Source organism: Bacillus sp. LSHTCR4, from assembly GCF_057197025.1.
Genome location: NZ_JBXUNO010000002.1, coordinates 352131 through 378448 on the forward strand (window position 1 = coordinate 352131; position 26318 = coordinate 378448).

Below are 26318 nucleotides of genomic sequence, written 5' to 3' on the forward strand. Positions count from 1 at the left end.
GAAAAAAAGAATCGGCAAATTATATGCAAATTATGTATACGTTTTCTTGACGCTTCGACAAAAATAGGAGTAAAATGAACTTGGTATCAAATTATGCTGAAATATTTCGAATAATTTTTTCAGTTTTTCTTATGCCAATAGTGAAAAAACATTATTGCCATAAACTAATCTGAAAACAGCAGTCAATCATTCAAGGGGGGTAATGGGGACATGAAAGGCCGCGAGTATACGTTTCGTAAGTGGCACTCATTAATGGGGGTCATCCCGGTTGGTGTCTTTTTGACGCAACATTTAATTGTAAACAACTTTGCAACACGAGGAGCAGAGGCTTTTAACAAAGCTGCAGGCTTTATGGAGCTCCTTCCATTCCGGTATGCGCTAGAAATTTTCATTATCTTTTTACCAATACTGTACCATGCTATATATGGCTTATATATTGCATTTACAGCTAAGAACAATGCGGTTTCTTACGGTTATTTCCGTAACTGGATGTTCGTCTTCCAAAGAATTTCAGGTATCGTTACACTGATTTTCATTTCTTGGCACGTCTGGGAAACTCGTATTCAAGCAATGTTAGGTAAAGAGGTAAACTATGATATGATGGCAGATATTTTAAACAATCCAGCTATGTTTGCATTCTACTTAGTTGGTGTTGTTTCAACAATTTTCCACTTTGCAAATGGACTATGGACATTCTGCATCAGCTGGGGAATTACAGTATCTCCACGTTCACAAAGAATCTCTACTTATGTAACATTAGCTATTTTCTTAGGTCTATCTTATGTAGGTGTGAGTGCATTATTAGCGTTCATCGATCCACAGCTAGCAAACCAGTAAGGAGTGGGAGAGCATGAAAGGGAAACTTATAGTAGTCGGCGGTGGCTTGGCTGGCTTAATGGCAACGATTAAAGCGGCGGAAGCAGGAGTAAATGTTGAACTGTTCTCTTTAGTACCAGTAAAACGTTCGCATTCTGTATGTGCCCAAGGTGGAATTAACGGTGCCGTAAATACGAAAGGTGAAGGGGATTCTCCATGGATCCACTTTGACGATACAATTTATGGTGGGGACTTCTTAGCGAACCAACCACCAGTTAAAGCAATGTGTGAAGCAGCACCTGGTATCATTCATTTAATGGACCGTATGGGTGTTATGTTCAACCGTACGGAAGAAGGACTTCTTGATTTCCGTCGTTTTGGTGGAACGCAACATCACCGTACAGCATTTGCTGGTGCAACAACTGGACAGCAATTACTATACGCATTAGATGAGCAAGTACGTCGTCACGAAGTAGCAGGACTTGTAACGAAATATGAAGGTTGGGATTTCTTACGAGCTGTTGTTGATGATGAAGGTGTGTGCCGAGGAATCGTTGCACAAGACTTACAAACTATGGAGATTAGAAGTTTCCGAGCTGATGCCGTGATTATGGCAACAGGGGGCCCTGGTATCATCTTCGGAAAATCAACAAACTCCATTATCAATACAGGTACAGCAGCTTCTGCTGTATATCAACAAGGCGCATATTATGCAAACGGTGAGTTCATTCAAATTCACCCAACGGCAATTCCTGGAGACGATAAATTACGTCTTATGAGTGAATCTGCACGTGGTGAAGGTGGACGTGTTTGGACATATAAAGATGGTAAACCATGGTACTTCTTAGAAGAAAAATATCCGGCTTACGGAAACCTTGTACCTCGTGATATCGCAACGCGTGAAATCTTTGATGTTTGCGTAGAGCAAAAACTAGGTATTAACGGTGAAAACATGGTGTACTTAGATCTTTCTCATAAAGATCCGAAAGAACTAGATATTAAACTTGGTGGAATTATTGAAATCTATGAGAAATTTACAGGTGACGATCCTCGTAAACTACCAATGAAAATCTTCCCAGCTGTTCACTATTCAATGGGTGGGCTATGGGTTGATTATAAGCAGATGACAAGCATTCCAGGTTTATTTGCAGCAGGTGAGTGTGATTATTCTATGCACGGTGGTAACCGTCTTGGTGCGAACTCACTATTATCAGCAATTTACGGTGGTATGGTAGCAGGACCAAATGCAATTGAATATATGAAAGGTCTTTCTAAATCATCAGATGCTGTTTCATCTACTGTGTATGAACAAAATGAATTAATCGAAACAGAGAAATTTAACAATATTTTAACGCTCGATGGTAATGAAAATGCGTATGTTCTTCATAAAGAGCTTGGAGAATGGATGACAGATAACGTTACAGTAGTTCGTGAAAATAAAAAGTTATTAGAAACAGATGCAAAAATTGAAGAATTAATGGCTCGTTATAAACGTATCAACATTAACGATACAGCGAGATGGAGTAACCAAGGTGCTTCATTTACACGCCAACTTGCAAATATGTTTGAGTTAGCGCGTGTTATTACAATTGGCGCATATAACCGTAATGAGAGCCGTGGGGCACATTACAAACCTGAATTCCCAAATCGCGATGATGCTAACTTCTTAAAAACTACAATGGCAAAATTTGAAGGAGAAGGAAATGCACCAGCATTCCATTACGAAGACGTGGATGTTTCATTAATTAAACCACGTAAACGTGATTATTCTTCAAAACACGATGTAGCTGCTAAGAACGAAGAGAAGGGGGATAAACAACATGTCTGAGAAAACAATCCGCCTCATCATTACGAGACAAGATGGACCAGACGCGCAAGCGTTTGATCAAGAGTTTGAAATTCCGTACCGTCCGAATATGAACATTATTTCGGCGCTTATGGAAATACGTCGTAACCCTGTTGATTCAAAAGGAAATCAGACAACTCCGATTGCATGGGATATGAACTGTTTAGAAGAAGTGTGTGGCGCATGTTCGATGGTGATTAATGGAAAACCACGTCAATCATGTACAGCGCTTATCGATCAATTAGAACAACCAATTCGCTTAAAGCCGATGAAGACATTCCCAGTTGTTCGTGACTTACAAGTTGACCGTAGTCGCATGTTTAATGCTCTAAAACGTGTTAAAGCTTGGATTCCAATTGATGGTACGTATGACTTAGGACCAGGACCAAGAATGCCAGAGAAGAAACGTCAATGGGCTTATGAGCTTTCAAAATGTATGACATGTGGTGTTTGCTTAGAATCATGTCCAAACGTAAATAGCAAATCGGACTTTATTGGACCAGCACCGTTATCGCAAGCTCGTTTATTCAACTCACATCCAACGGGTGAAATGCATAAAGCAGATCGCTTACGTGCGATTATGGGTGATGGAGGACTTGCAAACTGTGGTAACTCTCAAAACTGTGTGCAATCATGTCCAAAGGGTATTCCATTAACAACTTCAATTGCGGCATTAAACCGTGATACAACAATTCAATCGTTCAAAGATTTCTTTGGTAGTGATAATAACTATTAATAAATATTGCCTCTTCATATTGAAGAGGCAATATTTATAACTTTATTTTTCTGTTTATTCTGTTTATTTTAATGATGAAAAGGAGAGGGAACAATGAAGAGGATTTCTTATATTGAAGACTTTGAGAAATGGGAAAGTGGTTTTTCATTTTACAACCCTGTAAAGGTTCGTTTTGGTGAAGTAGATATGTTTGGACATGTAAATAATGTCGTTGCCTTTACCTATTTTGAAGAAGCGCGTATCGCATTGTTTAAAGAACTTGGATTTATGCAAGAATGGACGCATGAATCTTCAGAAACGATGATTGTTGTTGCGGATTTACAGTGTAATTTTATTAAGCAAATATATTTTGATGAACAGTTGAAGGTGTATGTAAAAGCGGGATTAGTTGGGAATTCTTCATTAGATTTGCATTATATGGTGAAGAATGCAGAAGGAGAAGTTTGCTTAGTTGGTCGTGGAATGATGGTCCAAGCATCGAAAAAAACGGGAAGAGGCGAACCGTGGCCTGAAGAGTGGAAGAAAAAATTACTACAATGATAGAGTGAAAGAAAAATAAGAGAGCAAGTTGCTCTCTTATTTTTTGTCTTCCATCGCCTCTTCTAATGTTAAATGATGTTTATATATGTATGTAGCGTATGGATTTCCAACGTAGCGCAAATGCCACGGTTCATATGAATATTCTGTTGTTTCTGTTTTATCTTCTAAATAACGAATGACAAAGCCAAATTCATGAGCATGTTTTGCAACCCATTTTCCTTCGGCTGTCTCTCCAAAAATAGGCTCTAATTGGAATTTAGCAGATTTTGAACTAATATCCATTGCTAAACCAGTTTGATGTTCACTCGTACCGGGAATGGCACTTACTGAATCTGCCGTAGCTTTTCCTTGACGTCTAACGTATGTATCATGTAATGATTTTTGGCGTTTGTATGAACGATAACCAGATACAGCTGTAAGTTCAAGTCCTTCTTTCTTTGCCGCTTCAAACATATTTTCAAGTGCATCTGCAGCATCTTTGCGCAGCAATGTTTTTTCTTTATCTTTTGGACTAGTAAATGGTACGTTTGGTCTTGTTAAGTCTTCAGGTGTGTATCCGTCTGGTAGTTTTCGATGTTTATTAACTAATACAAGGTTAGACTCTGGATTTTTTACAACGGAAAAATCATTGTCTAGCTTCTTTGCATTATGATCAGCTTTTGGAAAAGCAGGAATCTCTTCTTTTTGGTGATTATTATGCTGTTGACTTTCGACAGCTTTCGCCTCGTTTTGTAGTGGCGATTTAGAACCAAAGTAAGCGAAAGAAGTGATACCGATTACAATAGTAGTGGCAGAAATAATGATTATCTTTTTCATGATACCTTGTAATCACAGTCCTTTCTTAGTAAAGTGTGTATCGTTTTTTATTATAAATCTAGTTTACTGAAAAAGAAATATAAGAGTCGTAACGTAATAGAAATGCAAAGAAAATGTCAGAAAATGTGTGAAATTGTAGTATTTTTTTATATAATTCATTTCTTATCTTTCATGAAATTCATTTTTTATGTAATATATATACATAAGAAGATGTAGCGATTATCGAGAATAAAGAACTTCTTGTATAGACTAGGAGTGAATGGGAATGGATTTTGCAACACTTATTGGAATCATTTTAGGAGTAGTGGCGGTAGTAGTAGGGATGGTCGTCAAGGGCGCTGACGTAATGTCCTTAGTTAATCCTGCCGCAGCATTAATTATTTTTGTTGGTACATTTGCTGCAGTATGTATCGCATTTCCGATGAATCAATTAAAAAAGATTCCAAAATTATTTAAAGTTCTTTTTGGTTCTAATAAAAAAGATTTAAGTTATGAACAGTTGCTAGAATTGTTTGTTCATTGGACATCTGAAAGTAGAAAATACGGTATTTTGTCTTTAGAACAGCAATTGGACAAAATTCAAGATGAATTTCTTTTGCGTGGTATGAAATTTGTGATTGATGGCGTATCTGCAGAAGACTTAGAACAGATTTTAGAAGCTGAATTAGAAGCAATTGAAGAAAGGCATGCAAAGGGAGCTGCAATTTTTTCTCAAGCTGGTACATATGCACCAACATTAGGGGTTTTAGGTGCTGTTATTGGTCTTGTAGCTGCACTTGGTAATTTAACTGATATTGAAAAGTTAGGTCACGCTATTTCGGGTGCATTTATTGCAACGATTTTTGGTATTTTCTCAGGTTATATACTATGGCATCCATTTGCAAATAAATTAAAGCAAAAATCTGCAGCTGAATTAGAGAAAAAACGTTTAATTATTGATTGTCTATTAATGTTACAAGAAGGTACATATCCGTTTATTATGAAGAACCGCATTTTAGGTGCACTTTCTGCAACTGAGCGTAAAAAGCTTGAAAAAGGGGCAGAAAAAAATGCGGAGTAAAAAAAATAGAAGAAGTAAAAAGAAAAAGCATGAGGAACATATCGATGAAACTTGGTTAATTCCATATTCTGATATGTTAACGTTGTTATTTGCACTGTTTATCGTTTTATTCGCAATGAGTAGTATAGATGCGGCGAAGTTCAAACAGATGGCAGTAGCGTTTCGAAGCGAACTAGCAGGTGGAACAGGAAATAAAGAGTTTTTAAGCGATCAGAAGCCAAATGATGAAAAGGAATTATCAGCAAGTAGCCTTGAGGCAGAACAAGCAAAAAAACAAGAAGAAGCTAGAGAAAAAGAAAAAAAAGAAATGGATGAATTGAAAGCATTACAAAAAAAGATTGATCAATATATTAATGAAAAGCAATTATCCTCTTCTTTTCAAACTAAATTAACTGAAAAGGGATTAATGGTGACAATATTAGAAAATGTACTATTTGATTCCGGAAAAGCGGATGTGAAGTTAGAATCGTTAAGTATTGCGAAAGAAATGTCTAATTTACTTGTTTCAGCATCACCTCGTGAAATTACAGTATCTGGACATACAGATAATGTTCCTATTGCAAATGCGCAATTTGCATCGAACTGGGAATTAAGTACGCAGCGGGCAGTTAATTTTATGCAAGTATTACTGCAAAATAAAGAATTACAGCCAGGGAAATTTAGTGCAGTTGGTTACGGAGAATACCGCTCAATTGCTCCAAATGATACACAAGAAGGAAAAGCGAAAAATAGACGTGTAGAAGTGTTTATTTTACCTTTAACGAGAAATATGCAATAAAAGAGGATGGCACATGCCATCCTCTTTTATTTTGCATCAAATGATTTTAAGTTGTCATGGCGGATTTTATCTTTTTCTGCATCTGATTTTTTGAAATCATAATCATATAAAGCGCCTTCCCAATCACCATACATTGGATTCGGGAAAATAATAAATTTCTCACCAAATTGTGCTTTTGAATCTGAGACTGCTTGATTTCGGTCCTTTACAGACTTTCCATCAAAACCAGTGAAATCAGACAAGTTATCACCGAAGAATAAGATGATATCATGTGTTTGAGAAACAAGTTCACGGCGTTTTTCTTTTCCTTTTTCTTTCGGGTCTTGTAGTAATATATGTTCTTTTGTTGCTTGAGGAGCGCCTACACGCTCAAGATTTTTAATTGTTGCATCTAGTTGGTTTGTTTTACGATTTGAGATGTAGTAAATATCTACACCTTTAGACTCTGTATATTTTAAGAAATCAATTGCACCTGGAAGGGCCTCAGCTTCAGCCTTATTAATCCAATCATCCCATTTATACGGATAACCTTTTCCTGTTTTTACGCTCATTGCTTGATGAGGACTGTTATCTAAAACAGTTTCATCTAAATCAAGTACGATAGCGGGTTTTTTCTCTGTCCCTTTTGCAAGAGCTGCATCAAGCTTCAATTGACCGATATTGTATCCTTGGTAGTACAGTGCTTTCGTTTCACCGGCTGTTTGATACCATAAATCAGCCATTAATTGTTGGTCTGTTAATTTTACTTTCTCTTCTTTCGCCACTGTTTTCTCTGTTGTTCCTGAACATGCTACAAGCGATGTAGATAGAACTGCTACAGATAATAAAGTGGTAATGCCCCTCTTCATCTTCATATGTATCCTCCTTGATGTTAGAAAATCAGTTAATATTATATATCGAAAAATAATATTTTTTGTATGAACATTTGCATATTGCCTTTTGTATATATAGTAGTATGACCTATATTAGAAAGATGAGAAAAAATAATGGAAGTTATTTTGTCAATTATAATTGTCGAAATGACAATTATAATTGACAAATCATGTGATATTATTTACAATTTTAACTAAATAGAACAAATGATGGATTAAAGCGATGTTACATATTAAGAGCATGAAGTGTAGTGCTATATTTTATCTTGCATAAACATAGTCTTTGAAAGAGAGTATGAATGATATTAAAGGGGAGGCTTTATACTTTGAGTTTACAAATTCAAAACTTAACGAAACAATTTGGGGAATCAAAAGTAGTTAACGGCTTGCAAATTTCGTTACCAAAAGGTGAAGTGCTAGGATTACTTGGACGAAACGGTGCAGGAAAGACAACGACAATCAAAATGCTTCTCGGATTGTTAACGCCTAATGGAGGCTCTATTACATGGGATGGAAAGGCATTTGGGACTAGTGGGGTAACGATAGGATACTTACCAGAAGAAAGAGGTTTATATACAAAAAGTAGAGTAATAGACCAGTTGCGATATTTTGGTAGATTAGAAGGAATGACGAAAAAAGAAGTAGATCTTGCTATTGATCACTGGTTAGATCGATTAGCAATACCGGAATATAAATTTAAAACGGCAGGAGAGCTTTCAAAAGGGAACCAGCAAAAAATCCAATTAATTGCGGCTCTTCTTCATAATCCTGAACTTCTCATTTTAGATGAGCCATTTAGCGGACTGGATCCAGTGAATGCTGGGATGTTAGCTAGCATTATTGAAGAACAAGTACGAAGCGGAAAGACAATTATTTTATCTAGTCATCGTATGGAACAAGTAGAGGCTTTTTGCCAACATGTATGTATTTTGAAAAAAGGTGAAGCAGTCGTAAAAGGCCAATTAAGTGATATAAAAAAAGAATATGGTTTCCGTAATTTAACGATTGAAGATACAGAAGAGAATGAGAAGGGATTAGAATCTATACATGTATCGTATGAAAAACAACAAGGCCTTCTTTATGTGCGAGTACAAGATGATGCAGAAGCTCTAAACATTTTACAACAATTACAAGAACAAGGTATTACTTTACGACAATTTAAAATGTTAGAGCCGACGTTAAACGAAATCTTTGTAGAGAGGGCGAAATAACGATGCGTAAATTTTCTCACGTATTTTCATTTTATTTCAGGGAAGCATTTTTATCTAAAAAATCATTAATTACGAGTGCGATTTTATTTTTAGTTGTGTTTGGCCTTTTTGCCTTTAATCATTTCACAGCTGATAAAGATAAAGGAAAAGATAAATTTGCTGTAATAACAGAAAGCGATACGTATAAAGTGCAAGAAAGTGATATAACAAATTTACTTCCGTCTACTAAAGTAACGGTAGAAAATAAGGATAAGTTTAATGAGCTACGTAAGCAAGTAGAAGATGGGGATTTAGACGGTTTATTCCGTATTACAGAAAAGAATGGTATTCCAGAAGTGACGTATATGTATAGTGGTTTTCCGAGCCAATCAACGGCCACACTTATGGCAAGTTATTTGAAGGAACAGTATACAGCGGTAATGATTGAAAAAAATAATGTATCTGCAGAAGTAGCAAAACAGTTACAGATGGAAATTCCGTTAAAACAAGAGGCAGTAAAGGATCATGCATCTTCTTTTGGAATTGGCTATGTTTTCTCGTTTGCTTTATATATGTTTATTGTTATCTTTGGTGCTGCAATTGGAACAACTGTAGCATCTGAAAAATCATCCCGTGTTATGGAGTTAATGCTTCCGAAAGTAAAACCATTAACAATGCTACATGCCAAAATTTTAGCAATTGTTTCTAGCGCTTTACTATTACTAGTTATTGGCTCCTTCGGTTTTCTTGTACCACGTTTATTAGGATGGGTAGATTTAGATAATGCATCTTTAGTAGGACTCACACTAGATTTTTCTAAATTGGATGCTGTAGTAATTAGTATGTTCTTTGTGTATTTTGTTACGGGTTACTTACTATACGCAATGCTATATGCAGCAGTGGGTGCTGTTGTATCGAAAATTGAGGATGTGCAATCTCTTTCATTCCCGATTACAATGCTAGGTATGGCAGCATTTTTCATTAGTATTAAATCGCTATTTGATCCTAATAGTACATTAGCGATAGTTAGTTCGTATATTCCATTCTTTACACCTATGGTTACTTTTTCAAGGCTTGTAGCTGGTGAAGCGGGCACTGTAGAAATGATTGTGACGTTAGTCATTTTATTAGTGACTATTGTTATCGTTAATATGCTTGCAAGTCGTATTTACGTAAACGGTGTAATGAATTACTCAGATAAAGTGAAATTTAAAGACTTAGCGAAATTTATAAAGCGTCAATAATGAGAGAAAAGCATGATTTCCTATTGAAATCATGCTTTTTCTTTATGTATAAATTAAAAATAGTATATAATAATAAGAGTCGTCTTTTAATAGAATGAATACAAAGGAGGGTGTGCAGATGGGGATTAGTAGTCGTTTTACAGTAGGTGTTCATATGCTGACATTACTTGCGATAGATCGAAACTCTCGCTGTACCTCTGAATGGATTGCCGGTAGTGTGAATACAAATCCAGTCGTGATTCGTCGCATTACAGGAATGTTGAAGAGAGCAGGACTTGTTGATGTACAAGCTGGTAAAGGTGGTACGACACTTGCTCGTGATTTAGAAGAAATTACATTACTTGATGTATATAAAGCAGTGGAAGTTGTAGAAGAAGGACAGCTATTTTCCTTCCATGAAAATCCCAACATTGAATGTCCAGTAGGAGCTAATATTCAATCAGTATTAGAAATTATTTTAATGCAAGCGCAAGAAGCGATGGAAAACGTACTTGCAAATGTAACGGTAGATCAATTAGTTACAAATTTAAAGTCTAAAATGAAAGAGTAAAAAAGCGAGCATCCTCATAATGAGGGCTCGCCTTTTTTTATTCAGAAATATCGAAAATTCTATTTTTCAGTATTTAAAATGAATTTACCTACGATAGCTGCTACGATACCACCAAGAATTGGTGCAACGATGAATACCCATAGTTGAGAAAGTGCTTCTCCGCCAGCGAATAAAGCTGGTGCGATACTACGAGCGGGGTTAACAGAAGTTCCAGTTAACGGAATACCTAATAAGTGAACTAAAACTAATGTGAAACCAATTACTAATCCTGCTAGAGAAGAACTTCCTTTTTTACCTGTTACAGCAACGATCACTAAAATGAATACGAAAGTTAAAATAAATTCAACTAGAAATGCTCCAGATAAACCAAGAGTTCCAAAACCGTTTTGTCCTAAATTATCTAAAGGTGTTTTAGCAGATTTTAAAATTGTTACTAACGTTGCAGTTCCTAATAAACCACCTAAAATTTGAGCTAATACATAATAACAAAGTTCCATAGCGTTCATTCTTTTGTTGATGAACATAGCTACTGATACTGCTGGGTTAATGTGACATCCAGAAATTGTTCCGATGCTATATGCCATAGCCACAATAGATAGACCGAAAGCCATAGCGATTCCTAATGTTCCAATTCCTTCAATTCCGCCGCCAATGACAGCTACTCCAGTTCCGAATAATACAAGTACAAATGTACCAATAAATTCAGCGATTGCTTTTTTTAACATAATTTACCTCCTAATATTGCGCATGAAACGTATTATAACATAGGTTTTAGTATAAACAGCTAATGAAATACTATTCTGATAAGGGGGAATAGGGGGACAATAAAAAAAGAGTGTGGTTCTTTGTTTATAGAACCACACTCTTTTTTATGCTGTTTTTCTCTGTTTAACGACTGGAACAGATCGATTTAAAATGCTATTTGCAACCATTCCCAACATAATAATAATCATTCCAAGTAGGGAAAGACCACCAGGAAATGAACCATTCAAGAAAATAATTTCGCCAAGTACGGTAAAAACCATCGTTCCAGCTTGCGTTGCTTCAACAGCTCCAAGCAGAGCGAGATTATCTTTGGCTAAGTCAGTAGCAAAGAAAAATGTCATTGTCGCTATAACGCCAGAACATAATGCTAACAAAAATCCTTGTAGCATTTGGCTTGATGTTGGAATACCTGTAGTAGAAAATCCGTATATACCAAGTAAAATTGTTATAGGAAGACTGCCTATTGCCATTCCTAATACACGTTGGAATGTATCAAGGCGCCCGCCAACAAGTTCCATCATTTTTCGGTTACCGAACGGATATAAGAAAGCAGCTAACACGACAGGTAAAAAACCTGAAATAAACTGAGTCATTGTAATGTGACCTGCTGCGGTTGCTTGCATACAAATTACACCAAGTAAAATAAATAATGCGACATATAAACTACGAAGTGGAATTTTTCCGCGTACAAGTTTCGTACCTAATTTCGTTTCTATTTTAACGAAAAATAATGGCGAGAGTAGTAAACCTGCTAATATAGTCACTTGCCAAGTTCCAGCAACGAGCCAAGCTGGAGAAAAGACAGCTGCAAAACTTAATAAAGAGTAGAAACCAATACCAGCAACAGAACCCCACCCGATCCACGCCCATGGATGTTTCTTTAATTCTTCCCATAATCCCCTTAAGTTTTTGCGAAATAAAACGATAAGGAATAAAATAGGGAGAGCAAATAAAAAACGGAAGGAAGCTGTCCAAGCCCAGCTCGTTCCAGATACATTCATCGCTCGATTCATAATAAAGGTTGCAGAAAAAAAGGCTGATGATAAAAGGCCTAATAAAATTGCGCGCATGAAGTATGACACTCCTTTCGAAATTCAACAATTATGTATAGTATAATATACTTTATAAAGATAAAAGTAAACTATTTTATATTTTAAGGTGGTTTTATAGATGAAAGAACATGAAGATATGCAAACGAAAGAAGTCATTCAGCAAGTAGGTCAGTTATTAAGGCAAATTCGAAATGAGCAAAAATTAAGTTTAGAAGAATTAGCTCAAAAAACAGGAGTTAGTAAATTAACGTTAGGAAAGATTGAAAGGGGTGAAACGAATCCGACGTTAGCCGTCATTTGGAAAATAACGAAAGGATTATCGATTCCTTTATCGAGATTGATGGTTGTTGGAGAACCTGTAGCTGTTGCGCGCTGCGAAGAAGGATTTGCAGTAGACGTGGGACAAGCATGGCATTTAGAAACAATGTTCCGTTATACGAAAGAAACGGGGATGGAAATGCATCGTGCTTGTTTACGATCGAATAGTATATATGAACCAGAAGCTCATCATGAAGGTGCTATTGAGCTTGTAACGGTAATGAAAGGGAAAGTATCGATTCAGGTAGAAAGCGATGTATACGAATTAAATGAGTTTGACTCTATTCAATTTGAAGCGAATAAGAAACATAGTTATAAGAATGAAGAAGATGAAGTGGCGGTATTACATTTAACGATGAAATATTCTTCATGATAAAATCCCCTATAGAAAAATCTATAGGGGATTTTATATACGCTATGCTCAAATGTATGAAAGAAGGTTATTAGTAAGAGCGTGGCATAAGTAATAAACAAATAAAATAAACTAAAAACCCCGTCCCAAAACATAAAACAGCAATGACCCAAAGTATGCGAATGAGAGTAGAGCTAATATCAAAATATTCTCCTAAACCACCGCATATACCAAATAGCATTTTATCAGTTTCGGATTTACATAATCTTTTTGACATCTTCCAATCCACTCCTTTTTATAGCAAACTCTATACTTCTATTCTATATGGAAATCTATGAGGAGACTATGAGGTTGTATTACATTTTTTTAGAGGTAGTCAAATTAATTGTCTTAATTTTCAGTTGATATTAAACTTATAGTAAGAGGAATAATTTTTAATAAAGGGTGGGGAAATAGAGATGGCAGTATATTGGCTGACTAATGTAATGCTTGAATCGGGATATACATATGACGAGGGGAGAATTTCCCAAACAGAAACAGAATTATGTAGTTTACTGATTGAAGAGGGACGAATTAAAAAAATTATAGCTGGGGCTGTTCAAGAGGAAGGAGTACTCATTCTTGATGCCAATCGCTTATTAATTTTACCGGCTTTTGAAGAGATGCATATTCATATTGATAAAACCTATTATAGTGGCCCGTGGAAAGCTTGTATGCCAGCAGAAAGTATCTTTACACGTTTTAATGAAGAAGAAAAAATTTTGCCAAAGCAACTAGCAACTGCTCAAGGTAGAGCGGAAAATATGCTAGCGTTATTGCTTCGAAACGGTGCGACGAATATAAGAACGCATTGTAATGTTGATCCGATTATTGGACTTGGTAATTTGGAGGCGACGTTAGCGGCGTTGGAAACGTATAAAAATCAAGTTTCTGGTAGAATCGTTGCTTTTCCGCAACATGGATTATTGCGCAGTAATTCTGTGCAACTTGTGAAAGATGCGATGCGTATGGGTGCGCATCTAGTCGGTGGAGTGGATCCAGCTACAGTGGATAATGATATTGAAAAATCATTACATACCATTATGGATATCGCGGTAGAATTTAATTCAGATGTTGATATTCATCTGCATGATGCGAATAATCTTGGGACTTTTACGATGAAGAGATTGGCAAGTTTAACAGAAGAAGCGGGATGGCAAGGGCGAGTAACGATTAGTCATGCGCTTGGACTTGGTGGTGTTACGGATAAAGAAGCTGAAGAAGTGGCAGAAAGACTAGCTGCTTTACATATCGATATTACTTCAACGGTGCCAATTGGGAAACAAGTAATTCCAATTCCGTTATTAGATAAAAAAGGTGTGAAAGTTTCATTAGGAAACGATAGTATTACAGATCATTGGTCACCGTTTGGAACTGGTGATATGCTGCAAAAGGCAAATCGATTAGCGGAACGTTTCGGATGGAGTGATGAAAGATCTTTAGGAAAAGCACTTCGCTTTATTACGGGAGGAAAAGAAACGTTAAACGATGATGGGAAGCGAGCATGGCCGAATGTAGGAGATGAAGCGAGTTTTGTTTTGACGAATGCAACATGTACTGCTGAAGCGGTAGCGCGTCAAACAGAGAAGCGTTTAGTCGTACATAAAGGAAATATTGTTGTTGGAAGTTTAAATGAGGTGGAATTAAATAATCTTGTGTAAAGGAATCGTTTAAATGTTTTGGAAGGGTTCTAATTGTGTGTGTAGAACCCTTCTTTTTTATGCTTACAATATATTTTTTATAAGGAAGCTAGAAGGGATGAAAAATTTGGACAAGCAACATAATCAAAATCATATTATGGGAACTTTGCAATGGTTTATATTTTTATTGGCGAATTCAATCGCATTACCAATTGTCGTTGGCGGATTATTTCATCTTACGACGGAAGAAATATTTTATTTAATGCAGCGTACGTTTTTTGTAGTTGGTATATCTTCTTTTTTACAAGGCTGGCTTGGACATAGACTTCCAATTGCGGATGGACCAGCTGGATCTTGGGTTGGAGTATTTACCGTACTTGCTTACGCAACGGCCGGACAAGATCAATTACATAGTACGTTGCAAATTTTAGAATTAGGAATGATTATTTCTGGTGTTATTTTAATAGGATTAGGCGTAACTGGTTTTATCGGACGTATTTTATTTTTATTTACACCGCTTGTGACAGGGACGTTTTTACTTTTATTATGTTTACAATTAAGCGGTGTATTTCTAAAAGGAATGCTAGGAATTACTGCTACTGTTTCTCAAATCGATGGATTTACAGCGATAATTGCGTTTAGTATATTTCTTTTCGTTATTATACTATCTAGTTTTGGAAAAGGTTTTGTCAAAAGTTATGCGGTTTTAATAGGATTAATTAGTGGGTGGATTCTTTTTCTCATTGCAGGAAAAGTGACGATTCCATCTCAAGTAACTCATTTTGTGCAACTTCCACATATATTTGCTTGGGGACTTCCAAAATGGAATACAGGTATGGCTGTATCGAGTTTCGTTATGGTATGTATTTTAGTTTCAAATACAGTGGCAGCTATTATAGCAATTAATCAAGCTACCATTCAAAAAGGGACTATTGAACAGAAACAGTTGAAGGATGGAACATGGGTTGGAGGTATTTCACATATCATTTCTTCTGTATTTTCAACTGTAGGCGTCGTGCCGTTACCAGCAACGGCAGGATTTATACGTTTAACAAAACAAAAGTATATACGATCGTTCTTACTAGCATGTATGTTACTAGTCGTAATGTCGATGTTCCCAAGTATTATTCGTTATTTAGCATCTTTACCATCCGCTGTCGCATCTGCCGTTTTAATGGCTTCTTTCGTACAGCTAATTGGAATTGGGTTAAATAATATAAAACAAGTGGAGCTTAATGAAAGGAATGTAACGATTTTAGGCGTTGCAGTATTATTTGGCAGCGGTGTTATGTTTTTACCGTCTGGAGCGCTCCAATCCTTACCGTCTGTTATGCAATATATATTCGGAAATGGTTTGTTCGTAGGTACAGTTGTCAGCATATTACTAGAACAAATATGGCGTACCGAAAAGTAAGTGGATACAAAGAGTGTACGCACTGTATAAAAGTCTAAAATAACATGTGAAATAAAGCCCATTTTCATTCACCACCCGCACATTTCGTTCATACAATATCTTGACTAAATAAACACCCAACTTACACATACACGGCTCTGGCTTAAGCAAGGAGGGTTATACCAGTTGAAGGAAAAAGCGTATCAATCTAAACCTTTACTCACAAAGAGAGAGAGAGAAGTATTTGAATTACTGGTTCAAGATAAAACAACGAAGGAAATTGCAGGTGAACTTTTTATCAGTGAAAAGACAGTTCGCAACCACATCTCAAACGCAATGCAAAAGCTAGGAGTTAAAGGACGTTCACAAGCAGTTGTTGAGCTTCTTCGCATGGGAGAGCTCGAGTTATAAAAAGAAAGCCGACTTTCATAAAAGAGTCGGCTATTTTTTGTTTGTTTCATGCGCTATATGAATGATAAGAACACTCCATACATAAATAGGTAGTAAGGAGGGGATATGTTGAAAAGGATATTGTTAGTTTCAACAAGCGCTCATGATATGAATGGACACCCGACTGGTTTGTGGTTGGAAGAGCTCGCAGCTCCTTATCATGTATTTAAAAAGGCTAAGTTCGATGTTGATATTGTATCGATACAGGGCGGTAGAGTACCTATTGATAGAGTGTCTATTCCGAACGGGATACCTCGTGAATTTAAGCATGTCGCTTCTTTATTGCAAAATACGAAGCCGATCTCAACGGTTCATTTTTCGGATTATGATGCGGTTTTATTTGGTGGTGGGCACGGGGCGATTGTAGATTTTCCGGGTAATCCATATGTTGCAAATTTGATTCAGAATATGTACAACAATAACCGGATTGTGGCGGCTGTTTGTCACGGAGTAAGTTCTTTAGTCGGTGTGAAAAATAAAGATGGCTCGTTTTTTGTTGCCGGTAAGCGTATAACAGGTTATACGAATGATGAGGAAAAAGCTGTGCATCTAGAAAAGCGAGTGCCTTTTTTATTAGAAAGTAAATTGAAAGAAGAAGGGGCTTTGTTTTATGTTGCTCCAAATTTCACGCCACATGTTGTAGTAGATGGACGTTTAATTACAGGGCAAAATCCGCAGTCTAGCATTGAAATAGGGAAAGCTATAAGAAGAGCAGTAAATAAATTATAGAAAAAATGCTCGCTACTTATAAAGGTAGCGGGCATTTTTTCTATAGCGTAAATTGAAAACCACTTAAACTAAAAAGATGTATCGAGTATAATGACTTCATTTATAATTAATCGTGAATTTGCTATACTATTTTGTATGGACAAAAGGGGAGGCTCTTTTAATGAGAAAAGTTGCGTGTGCAAATACGTATATTAATAAAATAAAGCCCGTTATTAGAAAAACGAGTTTTAGTCAATTGAAAATAGATGAAATTGCGAAGTATATGGATATTAGTAAAGCTACTTTATATAAACGTTTTTCTTCAAAAGATGAGATTATTGAAGCTGCGGTAGAAGATTTTATGAACTACCTTCTTGAAGGAGATGCGGATAATCAAGATGAAAGTATGTCTTTTGCAGAACGTTTCCAAAAGACGTTTATTCACTCTTTAAAATGTGTGACGTATATTTCAGATGTCTTTTTACAAGATTTGAAAGAGGCATATCCGCACTTATCTGATCAGTTAGTCGCTGCACAACAAAATCGTAATCGTAATTTGCAAATGTTTTTTGAAGCGGGTATGGAACAAGGTTACTTTAATGAAATGAACGCACAATTATTTATGGTGCAAGATGATGTGATGTTAAGACGTATTATAGATCATTCTTTTTGTATTCAGTACGATATTACGTTAAAGAAAGCGATACTTGATTTTTATCAATTAAAGAAGTACCAACTGTTTAAACCAGAGTATATAGAAGCAATTGATGATTCGGAAATTGAAAAAGAAGTTATGGCTATTTTGCAAATGATTTCGTAAAAAAGCAGATTTTCCTATAGTAATGGAAAATCTGCTTTTTTATTACATGTTATTTTTTACGTGTTGTAATACTAATTCAGCTACTGGACCACCTGAAGCTGGATTTTGACCAGTGATAACACGATTATCTTCTACAGCGTAAGCTTCCCAAGGTTGCGCAGCTTTTTCGTAAAGTCCTCCATTTTTAATGAGTTCATCTTCTGTTAAAAATGGAACAAATTGATCTAATTCAGCTAGTTTTTCTTCTTCATTTGAGAATCCTGTTACTTTTTTACCACTAATTAAACGTTCCCCATTACTTAATGTGATATGAAATAAACCAGCAGCTCCGTGACAAACAGAGGAAACAATTCCGCCATTTTCATAAATGTTACGGCTAATCATTTGAAGCTCTTTATTTTCTGGGAAGTCCCAAATCACACCGTGACCACCTGCGTAATAAATAACAGCATAGTCTTCTGGATTCACCTCACTCGGTTTCATTGTAGAGCCGAGGCGATTCATAAATTCTTTCTTTTGATACCATTCCCAATCGATGCTCTCCGCCATTGCTAAACTATGCGGATCAATCGGTGTATAACCACCTTGTGGGCTAACATAATCTACTTCGTAACCAGCTTCTTCAACTTTTTTAACGAAATGGACAGCTTCACCAAGCCAAAGGCCAGTAGCTCGATTTAAATTTGGATATTTTTCTACACTCGTTAATACAACTAACATTTTTTTCTTCATCATAATCCTCCTGTAATGTTTCTTCTATATAAAAGTTCATTATTTTATTAAGTTAGAAATTGCAAATTTGAATAACCATGTCAGTCCTCCTTATATCGGATTCGAAGTTAGTGTATAACAATTTTTGAACAAAGTAAACTAAAAACACTAAATTAGTTTACTTTGTATATTTTTCGTTGACAAACTGTAATGCTGAAACTATGATAGTTCCATGGATATCGAACAACGTACATGTTTCGTTTTGAATTCAATTTGTCGCGCGATACATTTATACATTTGATGAAGTTGTCTAGTGATGATAGAGGAGCTAAACAACTTCATTTTTCGTTTTCAATTACTACAATCAGGAGAGGTGTTACACATGGAGAAAGATATAAGTAACCATTCAAGATGGTTTGTTTTCACATTATGCTTTATCGTTTTGTTGGGACCGATGAATGCGGTTTTATTTAATGTTGCGTTAGAGGATATGGCTCATGATTTATCCATTAGTCAATCGAAAGTGAGTTGGGTTGTAGTAGGTTATTCCTTAGTTGTCGGTATTGGTTCAATGATATATGGGAAGCTTGCTGATCGTTACAGTGTAAAAAAACTATTGATTATTTCAATCATCATATTTGTAGCTGGATCCATTATTGGATTTTTAAATCAATCTTATGCGATTGTCATTTTTGCAAGATTAGTACAGGCGAGTGGGGGTGCGGCGTTTATTGCGCTTAGTATGATTGCGGTGGCAAAATTAGTTGCTCCTGCTAAGAAGCCTGGTGCGTTAGCGATGATTAGTTCTTCTATTGCATTAGCAATAGGTATTGGCCCTTTAGTTGGCGGGGCTATTACAAATACACTCGGATGGTCATATTTATTTTTATTTATGGTTATTTCAGTAGTGGGGATTTTCTTGCTTATAAAATGTATGCCAAAAGAAGCGCTGCATACGGATGAAGCGTTTCATTTTGATTACATTGGAGCGGCGTTACTATTTGCATTCATTACGACTGTTTTATTAGGTGTCAATATGAATAGTTGGCTATTTGTGTTATCGATAATTTCTTTATTTTTATTCACGGTTCGTATGAAGAAAGCGGAGCATCCATTTATCGATATTGAGTTATTTTCGAACAAAGCATTTCTTCGTTTAATAGCGATCGGATTTATAATAAATGTGGCGTTATGTGCTAATTTATTATTGTTGCCATTACTGTTAGGGAGAGTGCACGGATTGTCTCCGTTTGTTATCGGAGTTGTATTGTTTGTTGCATCAGTCTTTGGTATTGTGTCTAGTTTTATTACGGGGAAAATTGTTCCTTCGTTTGGAAATGTGAATATGATTTATGTAGCGTCTGTCATTATGATTGTTGGCTTTTTAATTTTAGGGTTTATTCCGAATGGAAGTTTAGTCGTTATTGTATTGGCGATTATTTTAACGTTTATGAGTTATTCTGCCATTCAAGTATCATTGAACACATTTATACCGAAAACATTACATGCAGCTAAAGTTGGAGTCGGTCTTGGTTTATATAATTTAATTAACTTTTTCGGTATGGCATTTGGACCAGCTGTAGCGAGCAAAATTATGGAATCCACAAATAGTTATCGTTTGAATTTTATTTTAATCGTTATGTTCATTTCTGCCCATTTCTTCTTATTAATAGGAATGTCTTCTTTCCAAAAAAAGATGGAGCACTAAATATGTACTTCATATAGAAGAAACCGGCTTTCCTATAGAAGGTCGGTTATTTTTCTGTCTTGCAAATTATGAAAAAAAGGAGCAAAATAAAAAAGGTCCTAGTCTATACAGGTACAAATAAAAATTTTCATATAGAAGCAGTTTAAGTGCGCGAACTTAAAGTGTGTAAAATATAATGATAAAATAAGATGATGAATGAGAAAACGGGTGATGAAGTTGAATAGAGCAATCGGTGTTATCGATTCAGGAGTTGGCGGCTTAACAGTGGCGAAGGAGTTAATTCGTCAGTTGCCGAAAGAGCGTATTATATATTTAGGGGATACAGCACGTTGCCCTTATGGTCCACGTTCTCGAGAAGAAGTGCGTCAATTTACGTGGGAAATGACGGAGCATTTACTAGATTTAAATATCAAAATGTTAGTTATTGCATGTAATACAGCAACTGCAGTTGTATTAGAAGAGATGCAGAAAAAATTACCAATTCCAGTGGTAGGAGTTATTCATCCAGGATCACGTACAGCTTTAAAAATGACAAACACGTATCATGTTGGGATTATTGGAACGATTGGAACGGTGAAAAGTGGTGCATACGAAGAAGCGTTAAAGTCTATTAATAATCGTGTTATGGTAGAAAGTTTAGCGTGTCCACCTTTTGTTGAGCTTGTAGAGAGCGGCAATTTCGAAAGTGAAATGGCGTATGAAGTTGTAAGAGAAACGTTGCAACCGCTGAAAAACACTGATATTGATACGCTTATTTTAGGTTGTACACATTATCCGATTTTAGGTCCTGTTATTAAACAAGTAATGGGAGATAAAGTGCAACTCATTAGTTCTGGTGATGAAACGGCGCGTGAAGTAAGTACCATTTTATACCATAGTAAAATGTTGAATGAGGGAGAGGAACAAAGTGATCATCTCTTCTTAACAACAGGAAAAATAGGCCTATTTAAAGAAATTGCATCAAAATGGTTCGGTCAACCGATTGAAAATGTGAAACATATTTATTTAGAAAAAGAATAATAATAGAATTCATATAAGTGAACTCCTGAGAAATCAGGAGTTTTTTTGTTTATAGGAAGCACAGCTTGTTCTAAAACATGAAACAGCTCGTATACATAATAGTACAAACTTAGATTTTAGGGGGGAATGGCATGCCTAAATCCACTTTTAAATGGGTTGTTGGTGCTACTGTGAGCGCTGTTTTACTAACAGGGTGTGGCTTTATAAATCAGGAGAAAGCAACGGAACAAATTGATCCACCAAAACAAGTTACATATACAGAGGGTGGAAAGAAAGAAGTATCTAAAAAAGATAAGCAAGGACAAACGGTGAATAGAGAATTATACCTTGTTGATAAAAATGGCTATGTTGTACCGCAGACGTTAGCTATACCTACTCCGAAAGCAAATGAGGTTATTCAGCAAACGTTAGAGTACCTTGTGAAAGATGGACCGGTAACGAATTTATTACCGAATGGGTTCCGTGCAGTCATTCCAGCGAATACATCGATGACCCTTAACTTGAAAAAAGATGGGACGGCAGTCATTGATTTCTCTAAAGAAATGAAAAACTATGCGAAAGAGGAAGAACGTCAAATCGTTGAATCTATCGCATGGACGTTGACGCAATTTAAAGAAATAAAACAAGTGCAGTTCCAAATAAATGGTGAGAAATTGGCGAAGATGCCTGTTGGTGGTACACCGCTTGGGGAAGGTGTGAGCCGTGCGAACGGTATCAACTTCGATGATGAACAAGTAGCGGATGTAACAAATACAAAACCAGTAACGCTGTATTTTATGGCGCAAAATAATAATAAGCAGCAATACTACGTACCAGTAACACGCCGCGTTGTAGAAGGAAAAGAAAATGATTATGCAGCAATTGTAGATGAACTTGTAAAAGGACCGATTCATCAGTCGCTCCTAAATGATTTCAATCCAGGAGTTAAGCTGATTACGAATCCGAAATTACAAGATGGAAATCTTACATTAAACTTTAACGAAAATATATTTATAAACCCAGATAAAAATATGGTTTCAAATTATGTATTGAAGTCGTTAGTTTTATCTTTAACTGAAAAGAAAGGCGTGAAAAGCGTTTCTATTGAAGTAAATGGTAAAGCAAATCTTATAGATGAAAAGGGCGGAAAGTTAATAAAACCTGTAGATCGTCCAGAAAACGTGAATACAGGTAGTTTTTAATCGTCGATAATTTGATATACTTAAGTAAGAAAGAGGAATTGCTTTTTGGGTTCCTCTTCTTTTATTGTATACATATCATACATTTAAATTTGGCTATACTAACAAGTAGTTATGAGGAGGTTATTTTTATGCGAGTAGATGGTAGAGAAAAAACAGAATTACGCCATATACATATTCATACGAATTATTTAAAACATCCAGAAGGATCAGTGTTAATTGAGGTTGGGGATACAAAGGTGATTTGCTCAGCAACAATTGAAGAGCGCGTCCCGCCATTTATGCGTGGAGAAGGAAAGGGCTGGGTAACAGCTGAATATGCGATGATTCCACGTGCGACAGAACAACGTACAATTAGGGAGTCAAGTAAAGGGAAAGTAACAGGACGTACAATGGAAATCCAGCGCTTAATTGGACGAGCATTACGTGCGGTAGTTGACTTAGAAGCGCTTGGTGAGAGAACGGTTTGGATTGATTGTGATGTTATTCAAGCGGATGGTGGAACGCGAACTGCTTCTATTACAGGTGCATACGTAGCGATGGTATTAGCGTTTGAGAAGTTATTACAAGCAGAAAAAGTATCTAAAATTCCAGTAAAAGATTATTTAGCAGCAACGTCAGTAGGGATTGTTGAAGAGCAAGGTGTTGTTTTAGATTTAAACTATGCAGAAGATTCTAAAGCAGACGTTGATATGAATGTAATTATGACTGGAAAAGGTCAGTTCGTTGAAGTGCAAGGAACTGGAGAAGAAGCGACGTTTAGCAGAGCGCAGTTAAATGAATTACTTGATGCTGCAGAACAAGGCATTTTCCAACTGATTGATATGCAAAAGGAAGCGTTAGGTGACATCGTATCTCATATAGAGTAGAGGTGGAAAAAATGAAACAAGTTGTTGTAGCGACAAAAAATATGGGGAAAGTACGTGAATTTGCTGAGTTATTTGAGCGATTTGATTTAGAAGTGAAATCATTACACGATTTTCCTCATATTGAAGAAGTCGAAGAAACTGGTGAAACATTTGAAGAAAATGCGATCTTAAAAGCGGATAGTTTGAGTAGACAGTTGAATGCCATTGTAATTGCGGATGATTCAGGTCTTATTGTAGATGCTTTAAACGGGAAACCAGGCGTGTATTCAGCGCGTTTTGCTGGAGAGCCGAAAGATGATCAAGCGAATATTGATAAAGTTTTACAAGAATTAAATGACGTAGCGTTTGAAAAACGTAAAGCTCGTTTCTACTGTGCATTAGCAGTGGCTTTCCCTGAAGGTGATAAAAAGCCTGTCATTGTAAACGGGACGTGTGAAGGATTTATTTTAGAACAGCGCCGCGGGGAAAACGGCTTTGGATATGATCCGATTTTTTATGTGGAAGAATATAAAAAAGCGATGGCGGAACTAAGTTCAGATGAGAAAAATGCTATTAGTCACCGCGGACGTGCTCTACGTAAGCTAGAAGAAAAAATCCCTGAATGGTTTTTAGGAGAATAAGGGAGAGAGATTGATGAAAGCTTTAATCGTAAGCGATAGTCATAGTTCTGTGAAGGAATTACAGCGGTTAAAAGAGAAGTATGAAGGAAAAGTAGATATCATGATTCATTGCGGTGATTCAGAGCTAACGCCTGCTCATGAAGAGCTGCAAGGTTTCCATGTTGTAAAAGGGAATTGTGATTATGCTAACTTTCAAGACGAAATTGTCACTGATGTAGATGGTATTCGTTTCGTAGTTGTGCACGGACATCGTCATAACGTGAAAATGACGTTACAAACATTAGCGTACCGTGCTGAAGAGGTCGGGGCGCAAGTTGCATGCTTCGGACACTCTCACGTATTAGGTGCGGAATTAATCGACGGCGTTTTATTTATTAATCCAGGCAGTATTTTATTACCGCGTCAGCGTGTAGAAAAGACATTTGCTTTATTAGAAATGGATGAAAATCAAATGGAAGTTCGTTTTGAAACACTAGACGGACAGCTAGTTGAACAAGCAGTTTTTAAAAGAGGATAAGAAAAATTATCCTCTTTTAAAAAAGGTGTTGACTTTATGTATGGTTATACATATAATAAATATTGTCGATAGGGCAACGGCGCTAACGAAGAAAAATAAAATAACATATGCGGGTGTAGTTTAGTGGTAAAACAAGAGCCTTCCAAGCTCTGGTCGAGAGTTCGATTCTCTTCACCCGCTCCATGTCCCAGTAGCTCAGCCGGATAGAGCATACGCCTTCTAAGCGTACGGTCGGGAGTTCGAATCTCTCCTGGGACGCTAAAAAAACCTTGTTATCAAAAGATAACAAGGTTTTTTGTTTGTCTGCAAATTGATGTATGGGTTATAAGAGTAGTTTATCCTTAATATCTGCGACTTTTCCTTCGATATTAAGCAAGTTGTATATGTACTTCTTTTTCTTAAATAAAAAGAGCACCATTTATGCGCCGTATTCCTCTTATCTAATTTAAAGAATCAATAGGCTTATGGTGAAACTCAAATTCATATCTAGATTCTCCTAGTTGTTCACTTACAATGTTATAAAACTTTTTATCATTCTAGTGCGGATTGAGCATCCGTTATCGAAACTTATCCCTGTCAGTGTGTTACAATTAATAGAAGCGGAAAACGAGAATCTCCAATTGACTGGACCTGTGATTGGTTAGACGGTTTAAGAAGGTTGTATAAAAAAGGGAGATGGCGCAAAGATGGCGAGATCAAATGAGAATGATTTAACGGAGAAATTGGCAGAAGGTCAACGGAAATATGGTGATGGCAACTTTACAGTACAGAACATCGGTGATGAAACTAACCCGAATTGGACTGTCGTAAAAAATGTGAGGAAGGGATCGGCAGGCATTCGCGAAGGAGAAGATATATTAAGACTGCGATCAAAATATATAAAATAGTACGGAAATGAGCGGACTGAGAGTTTGAGCATCTTCTAGGACGTTGAAAAAACCTTGTTATCTTTTGATAACAAGGTTTTCTGTTTAGTTATTAATAAACTTCTCAAACACAAAACCATAATCTTTCACATTATATTGTTTCTTCGTATCAACAAGCCAGTTAAAGGCAATCTCGTTCATTTCTTTAAACTGCTCTGCTAAATTTACTTGTGCGTTTGAAATACGGCTGAAAGCATTAGATGCCATATCTAAACTTTTATGTGCATATTGTAATGTAATGTCGTTGTCGTATGAAATTTCTTCGATTTTAAGTAAGGCTTTATATAAATCTTTTAATTCCTCGATATGTTTTTTATGAACATCAATTGAATAGTGTTCATCTCCCATTTGAAATTTAATTTCTACATCTAAATCAATCGTTCCGGCAGTTTCAAGTGCTACGTTTTTGATTTGATATTTACTATAGCTAAAGCGGCGTAGTGTACGTTTTTTACTTGTCGCACTTGTCCCATCTAGGTGAAGTAATCCTTTGTTTGTGAAGCAATATTCATCTGATTTCGATTTAATTAGAAAGTAAATTTTCTCCCCATCTTCATGCATCACGTAATCATCGGCATCGACTTTATCGTAATCTTTCGGTGTAATGACAGAACCTACATCACTTAATCCTAAAACATCAGCAGCTACTTTTTTGAACATATATAATCCCCCTTATAAAAAAATCTCAATTATACAAAAATATATTAACATGATTTTAACGAAGAGTTTTCTTTTAATGTGAAAATATTGGGAGGTAAGTTAAGAAAAGGAACAAATATTATTT

At 36.2% G+C, this 26318-nt stretch carries 29 protein-coding genes, 2 tRNA genes and 1 pseudogene; 24 read left to right on the plus strand and 8 right to left on the minus strand.

The annotated features are described in order from the left end of the window. The first annotated feature begins 210 nt into the window (after positions 1-210). The 4 genes from sdhC to AC2CGR_RS15520 all read left to right on the plus strand — a co-directional run bounded on the left by sdhC (position 211) and on the right by AC2CGR_RS15520 (position 3938). On the plus strand, positions 211-837 hold the full coding sequence (sdhC, locus tag AC2CGR_RS15505) for a succinate dehydrogenase cytochrome B558 (protein ID WP_000678354.1): 627 nt from the start codon (positions 211-213) through the stop codon (positions 835-837). Positions 838-850: 13 nt separating this feature from the next. Beyond that, on the plus strand, positions 851-2644 hold the full coding sequence (sdhA, locus tag AC2CGR_RS15510) for a succinate dehydrogenase flavoprotein subunit (protein WP_000676755.1): 1794 nt from the start codon (positions 851-853) through the stop codon (positions 2642-2644). Beyond that, positions 2637-3398 carry a succinate dehydrogenase iron-sulfur subunit gene (gene sdhB, locus AC2CGR_RS15515; RefSeq protein WP_001291827.1) on the plus strand — a complete coding sequence of 254 codons (762 nt, stop codon included), beginning with the start codon at positions 2637-2639 and terminating at the stop codon, positions 3396-3398. Before sdhA ends, sdhB begins: the two co-directional genes overlap by 8 nt. A 93-nt stretch (positions 3399-3491) precedes the next feature. Next, entirely contained in the window at positions 3492-3938 is a 447-nt protein-coding gene (locus AC2CGR_RS15520; RefSeq protein WP_087968434.1) for an acyl-CoA thioesterase, read from the plus strand. Positions 3939-3974: 36 nt separating this feature from the next. Here AC2CGR_RS15520 and AC2CGR_RS15525 read toward each other — a convergent pair whose 3' ends face one another. After that, the gene (locus AC2CGR_RS15525; RefSeq protein WP_087968435.1) at positions 3975-4754 is read right to left on the minus strand and encodes a M15 family metallopeptidase; all 780 of its coding nucleotides are present in this window, start codon (positions 4752-4754) and stop codon (positions 3975-3977) included. Positions 4755-5019: 265 nt separating this feature from the next. Here AC2CGR_RS15525 and motA point away from each other — a divergent pair, with 265 nt between their 5' ends. Both motA and motB read left to right on the plus strand, forming a co-directional pair. Continuing rightward, positions 5020-5814: a flagellar motor stator protein MotA gene (motA, locus tag AC2CGR_RS15530; protein ID WP_087968437.1), complete on the plus strand. Its 795-nt coding sequence runs from the start codon at positions 5020-5022 to the stop codon at positions 5812-5814. Next, positions 5804-6592, plus strand: coding sequence for a flagellar motor protein MotB (gene motB, locus AC2CGR_RS15535; RefSeq protein WP_029440058.1), 789 nt, complete (start codon positions 5804-5806; stop codon positions 6590-6592). The genes motA and motB overlap by 11 nt, the downstream gene beginning before the upstream one ends. A 26-nt stretch (positions 6593-6618) precedes the next feature. Here the strand turns inward: motB and AC2CGR_RS15540 are convergent, their stop codons facing one another. Then, the gene (locus tag AC2CGR_RS15540) at positions 6619-7446 is read right to left on the minus strand and encodes a 5'-nucleotidase, lipoprotein e(P4) family (RefSeq protein WP_087968438.1); all 828 of its coding nucleotides are present in this window, start codon (positions 7444-7446) and stop codon (positions 6619-6621) included. 344 nt (positions 7447-7790) lie between these two features. Between AC2CGR_RS15540 and AC2CGR_RS15545 the strand changes: the two genes are divergently transcribed. The 3 genes from AC2CGR_RS15545 (at position 7791) to AC2CGR_RS15555 (ending at position 10448) form a co-directional block, all read left to right on the plus strand. Continuing rightward, the gene (locus AC2CGR_RS15545; RefSeq protein ID WP_484480985.1) at positions 7791-8675 is read left to right on the plus strand and encodes an ABC transporter ATP-binding protein; all 885 of its coding nucleotides are present in this window, start codon (positions 7791-7793) and stop codon (positions 8673-8675) included. A 2-nt stretch (positions 8676-8677) separates the two neighbouring features. Then, positions 8678-9898, plus strand: coding sequence for an ABC transporter permease (locus AC2CGR_RS15550; RefSeq protein ID WP_087968440.1), 1221 nt, complete (start codon positions 8678-8680; stop codon positions 9896-9898). A gap of 118 nt (positions 9899-10016) precedes the next feature. Next, entirely contained in the window at positions 10017-10448 is a 432-nt protein-coding gene (locus AC2CGR_RS15555; RefSeq protein WP_000512998.1) for an Rrf2 family transcriptional regulator, read from the plus strand. A gap of 59 nt (positions 10449-10507) precedes the next feature. On the opposite strand, the gene AC2CGR_RS15560 is transcribed toward AC2CGR_RS15555, so the two are convergent. Next, positions 10508-11173 (minus strand): MIP/aquaporin family protein, encoded by a 666-nt coding sequence (locus AC2CGR_RS15560; protein ID WP_074607624.1) that lies wholly within the window; start codon positions 11171-11173, stop codon positions 10508-10510. Between the two features lie 144 nt (positions 11174-11317). Then, positions 11318-12283, minus strand: a complete 966-nt coding sequence (locus AC2CGR_RS15565) for a DMT family transporter (RefSeq protein WP_484480986.1) — start codon at positions 12281-12283, stop codon at positions 11318-11320. A 100-nt stretch (positions 12284-12383) separates the two neighbouring features. Between AC2CGR_RS15565 and AC2CGR_RS15570 the strand changes: the two genes are divergently transcribed. Then, positions 12384-12956, plus strand: a complete 573-nt coding sequence (locus AC2CGR_RS15570; RefSeq protein ID WP_484480987.1) for a helix-turn-helix domain-containing protein — start codon at positions 12384-12386, stop codon at positions 12954-12956. Positions 12957-13026: 70 nt separating this feature from the next. Here AC2CGR_RS15570 and AC2CGR_RS15575 read toward each other — a convergent pair whose 3' ends face one another. Next, a complete protein-coding gene (locus AC2CGR_RS15575) occupies positions 13027-13212 on the minus strand; it encodes a PspC domain-containing protein (protein WP_000044337.1) in 186 nt (61 codons plus the stop codon). A gap of 181 nt (positions 13213-13393) precedes the next feature. Here AC2CGR_RS15575 and AC2CGR_RS15580 point away from each other — a divergent pair, with 181 nt between their 5' ends. The 5 genes from AC2CGR_RS15580 (at position 13394) to AC2CGR_RS15600 (ending at position 17985) form a co-directional block, all read left to right on the plus strand. Continuing rightward, positions 13394-14635, plus strand: a complete 1242-nt coding sequence (locus tag AC2CGR_RS15580; protein WP_087968442.1) for an amidohydrolase family protein — start codon at positions 13394-13396, stop codon at positions 14633-14635. 97 nt (positions 14636-14732) lie between these two features. Beyond that, complete coding sequence (locus AC2CGR_RS15585; RefSeq protein ID WP_087968443.1) at positions 14733-16028, plus strand: purine/pyrimidine permease; 1296 nt, start codon at positions 14733-14735, stop codon at positions 16026-16028. Between the two features lie 165 nt (positions 16029-16193). After that, a complete protein-coding gene (gene gerE, locus AC2CGR_RS15590) occupies positions 16194-16418 on the plus strand; it encodes a spore germination transcription factor GerE (protein WP_000659484.1) in 225 nt (74 codons plus the stop codon). A 105-nt stretch (positions 16419-16523) separates the two neighbouring features. Then, positions 16524-17186 (plus strand): type 1 glutamine amidotransferase domain-containing protein, encoded by a 663-nt coding sequence (locus tag AC2CGR_RS15595; RefSeq protein ID WP_087968444.1) that lies wholly within the window; start codon positions 16524-16526, stop codon positions 17184-17186. A 160-nt stretch (positions 17187-17346) separates the two neighbouring features. Then, on the plus strand, positions 17347-17985 hold the full coding sequence (locus AC2CGR_RS15600) for a TetR/AcrR family transcriptional regulator (RefSeq protein WP_484480988.1): 639 nt from the start codon (positions 17347-17349) through the stop codon (positions 17983-17985). A gap of 42 nt (positions 17986-18027) precedes the next feature. On the opposite strand, the gene AC2CGR_RS15605 is transcribed toward AC2CGR_RS15600, so the two are convergent. Further along, positions 18028-18717 carry a type 1 glutamine amidotransferase domain-containing protein gene (locus AC2CGR_RS15605; protein ID WP_270184767.1) on the minus strand — a complete coding sequence of 230 codons (690 nt, stop codon included), beginning with the start codon at positions 18715-18717 and terminating at the stop codon, positions 18028-18030. A gap of 361 nt (positions 18718-19078) precedes the next feature. Between AC2CGR_RS15605 and AC2CGR_RS15610 the strand changes: the two genes are divergently transcribed. The 8 genes from AC2CGR_RS15610 (at position 19079) to AC2CGR_RS15645 (ending at position 24866) form a co-directional block, all read left to right on the plus strand. Further along, entirely contained in the window at positions 19079-20404 is a 1326-nt protein-coding gene (locus AC2CGR_RS15610) for an MFS transporter (protein WP_131100786.1), read from the plus strand. Between the two features lie 210 nt (positions 20405-20614). Continuing rightward, on the plus strand, positions 20615-21424 hold the full coding sequence (gene racE / locus AC2CGR_RS15615) for a glutamate racemase (RefSeq protein WP_484480989.1): 810 nt from the start codon (positions 20615-20617) through the stop codon (positions 21422-21424). A 131-nt stretch (positions 21425-21555) separates the two neighbouring features. Then, on the plus strand, positions 21556-22605 hold the full coding sequence (gerM, locus tag AC2CGR_RS15620) for a spore germination protein GerM (RefSeq protein WP_001126763.1): 1050 nt from the start codon (positions 21556-21558) through the stop codon (positions 22603-22605). A gap of 128 nt (positions 22606-22733) precedes the next feature. Then, positions 22734-23471 (plus strand): ribonuclease PH, encoded by a 738-nt coding sequence (gene rph, locus AC2CGR_RS15625; protein ID WP_001261765.1) that lies wholly within the window; start codon positions 22734-22736, stop codon positions 23469-23471. An 11-nt stretch (positions 23472-23482) separates the two neighbouring features. After that, positions 23483-24091, plus strand: a complete 609-nt coding sequence (locus AC2CGR_RS15630) for an XTP/dITP diphosphatase (protein WP_000815935.1) — start codon at positions 23483-23485, stop codon at positions 24089-24091. Between the two features lie 13 nt (positions 24092-24104). Beyond that, a complete protein-coding gene (locus AC2CGR_RS15635) occupies positions 24105-24608 on the plus strand; it encodes a metallophosphoesterase (protein WP_087968448.1) in 504 nt (167 codons plus the stop codon). Between the two features lie 109 nt (positions 24609-24717). After that, positions 24718-24791, plus strand: a tRNA-Gly gene (locus AC2CGR_RS15640). A 1-nt stretch (position 24792) separates the two neighbouring features. Beyond that, positions 24793-24866: transfer RNA gene (locus tag AC2CGR_RS15645), tRNA-Arg, on the plus strand. 182 nt (positions 24867-25048) lie between these two features. Here AC2CGR_RS15645 and AC2CGR_RS15650 read toward each other — a convergent pair. Then, positions 25049-25138, minus strand: a pseudogene (locus AC2CGR_RS15650) (DUF6572 domain-containing protein); the annotation flags it as partial. A 156-nt stretch (positions 25139-25294) separates the two neighbouring features. Between AC2CGR_RS15650 and AC2CGR_RS15655 the strand changes: the two are divergent. Next, the gene (locus AC2CGR_RS15655) at positions 25295-25495 is read left to right on the plus strand and encodes a hypothetical protein (RefSeq protein ID WP_000124461.1); all 201 of its coding nucleotides are present in this window, start codon (positions 25295-25297) and stop codon (positions 25493-25495) included. A gap of 84 nt (positions 25496-25579) precedes the next feature. On the opposite strand, the gene AC2CGR_RS15660 is transcribed toward AC2CGR_RS15655, so the two are convergent. After that, positions 25580-26194: a PH domain-containing protein gene (locus tag AC2CGR_RS15660; RefSeq protein ID WP_000475206.1), complete on the minus strand. Its 615-nt coding sequence runs from the start codon at positions 26192-26194 to the stop codon at positions 25580-25582. Positions 26195-26318: the final 124 nt, after the last annotated feature.

What these genes read in the sequence shown, in the direction of transcription:
- AC2CGR_RS15575 (WP_000044337.1), bottom strand. Translation starts at nt 13,212, where the DNA reads ATGTCAAAAAGATTATGTAAATCCGAAACTGATAAAATGCTATTTGGT.
- AC2CGR_RS15635 (WP_087968448.1), top strand. Translation starts at nt 24,105, where the DNA reads ATGAAAGCTTTAATCGTAAGCGATAGTCATAGTTCTGTGAAGGAATTA.
- AC2CGR_RS15550 (WP_087968440.1), top strand. Translation starts at nt 8,678, where the DNA reads ATGCGTAAATTTTCTCACGTATTTTCATTTTATTTCAGGGAAGCATTT.
- sdhB (WP_001291827.1), top strand. Translation starts at nt 2,637, where the DNA reads ATGTCTGAGAAAACAATCCGCCTCATCATTACGAGACAAGATGGACCA.
- AC2CGR_RS15585 (WP_087968443.1), top strand. Translation starts at nt 14,733, where the DNA reads ATGAAAAATTTGGACAAGCAACATAATCAAAATCATATTATGGGAACT.
- AC2CGR_RS15660 (WP_000475206.1), bottom strand. Translation starts at nt 26,194, where the DNA reads ATGTTCAAAAAAGTAGCTGCTGATGTTTTAGGATTAAGTGATGTAGGT.
- AC2CGR_RS15570 (WP_484480987.1), top strand. Translation starts at nt 12,384, where the DNA reads ATGAAAGAACATGAAGATATGCAAACGAAAGAAGTCATTCAGCAAGTA.
- AC2CGR_RS15525 (WP_087968435.1), bottom strand. Translation starts at nt 4,754, where the DNA reads ATGAAAAAGATAATCATTATTTCTGCCACTACTATTGTAATCGGTATC.
- AC2CGR_RS15655 (WP_000124461.1), top strand. Translation starts at nt 25,295, where the DNA reads ATGGCGAGATCAAATGAGAATGATTTAACGGAGAAATTGGCAGAAGGT.
- rph (WP_001261765.1), top strand. Translation starts at nt 22,734, where the DNA reads ATGCGAGTAGATGGTAGAGAAAAAACAGAATTACGCCATATACATATT.
- AC2CGR_RS15555 (WP_000512998.1), top strand. Translation starts at nt 10,017, where the DNA reads ATGGGGATTAGTAGTCGTTTTACAGTAGGTGTTCATATGCTGACATTA.
- AC2CGR_RS15580 (WP_087968442.1), top strand. Translation starts at nt 13,394, where the DNA reads ATGGCAGTATATTGGCTGACTAATGTAATGCTTGAATCGGGATATACA.
- AC2CGR_RS15630 (WP_000815935.1), top strand. Translation starts at nt 23,483, where the DNA reads ATGAAACAAGTTGTTGTAGCGACAAAAAATATGGGGAAAGTACGTGAA.
- AC2CGR_RS15565 (WP_484480986.1), bottom strand. Translation starts at nt 12,283, where the DNA reads ATGCGCGCAATTTTATTAGGCCTTTTATCATCAGCCTTTTTTTCTGCA.
- AC2CGR_RS15560 (WP_074607624.1), bottom strand. Translation starts at nt 11,173, where the DNA reads ATGTTAAAAAAAGCAATCGCTGAATTTATTGGTACATTTGTACTTGTA.
- motA (WP_087968437.1), top strand. Translation starts at nt 5,020, where the DNA reads ATGGATTTTGCAACACTTATTGGAATCATTTTAGGAGTAGTGGCGGTA.
- AC2CGR_RS15595 (WP_087968444.1), top strand. Translation starts at nt 16,524, where the DNA reads ATGTTGAAAAGGATATTGTTAGTTTCAACAAGCGCTCATGATATGAAT.
- AC2CGR_RS15520 (WP_087968434.1), top strand. Translation starts at nt 3,492, where the DNA reads ATGAAGAGGATTTCTTATATTGAAGACTTTGAGAAATGGGAAAGTGGT.
- motB (WP_029440058.1), top strand. Translation starts at nt 5,804, where the DNA reads ATGCGGAGTAAAAAAAATAGAAGAAGTAAAAAGAAAAAGCATGAGGAA.
- sdhA (WP_000676755.1), top strand. Translation starts at nt 851, where the DNA reads ATGAAAGGGAAACTTATAGTAGTCGGCGGTGGCTTGGCTGGCTTAATG.
- racE (WP_484480989.1), top strand. Translation starts at nt 20,615, where the DNA reads ATGAAGTTGAATAGAGCAATCGGTGTTATCGATTCAGGAGTTGGCGGC.
- AC2CGR_RS15600 (WP_484480988.1), top strand. Translation starts at nt 17,347, where the DNA reads ATGAGAAAAGTTGCGTGTGCAAATACGTATATTAATAAAATAAAGCCC.
- gerM (WP_001126763.1), top strand. Translation starts at nt 21,556, where the DNA reads ATGCCTAAATCCACTTTTAAATGGGTTGTTGGTGCTACTGTGAGCGCT.
- AC2CGR_RS15605 (WP_270184767.1), bottom strand. Translation starts at nt 18,717, where the DNA reads ATGAAGAAAAAAATGTTAGTTGTATTAACGAGTGTAGAAAAATATCCA.
- AC2CGR_RS15610 (WP_131100786.1), top strand. Translation starts at nt 19,079, where the DNA reads ATGGAGAAAGATATAAGTAACCATTCAAGATGGTTTGTTTTCACATTA.
- sdhC (WP_000678354.1), top strand. Translation starts at nt 211, where the DNA reads ATGAAAGGCCGCGAGTATACGTTTCGTAAGTGGCACTCATTAATGGGG.
- AC2CGR_RS15540 (WP_087968438.1), bottom strand. Translation starts at nt 7,446, where the DNA reads ATGAAGATGAAGAGGGGCATTACCACTTTATTATCTGTAGCAGTTCTA.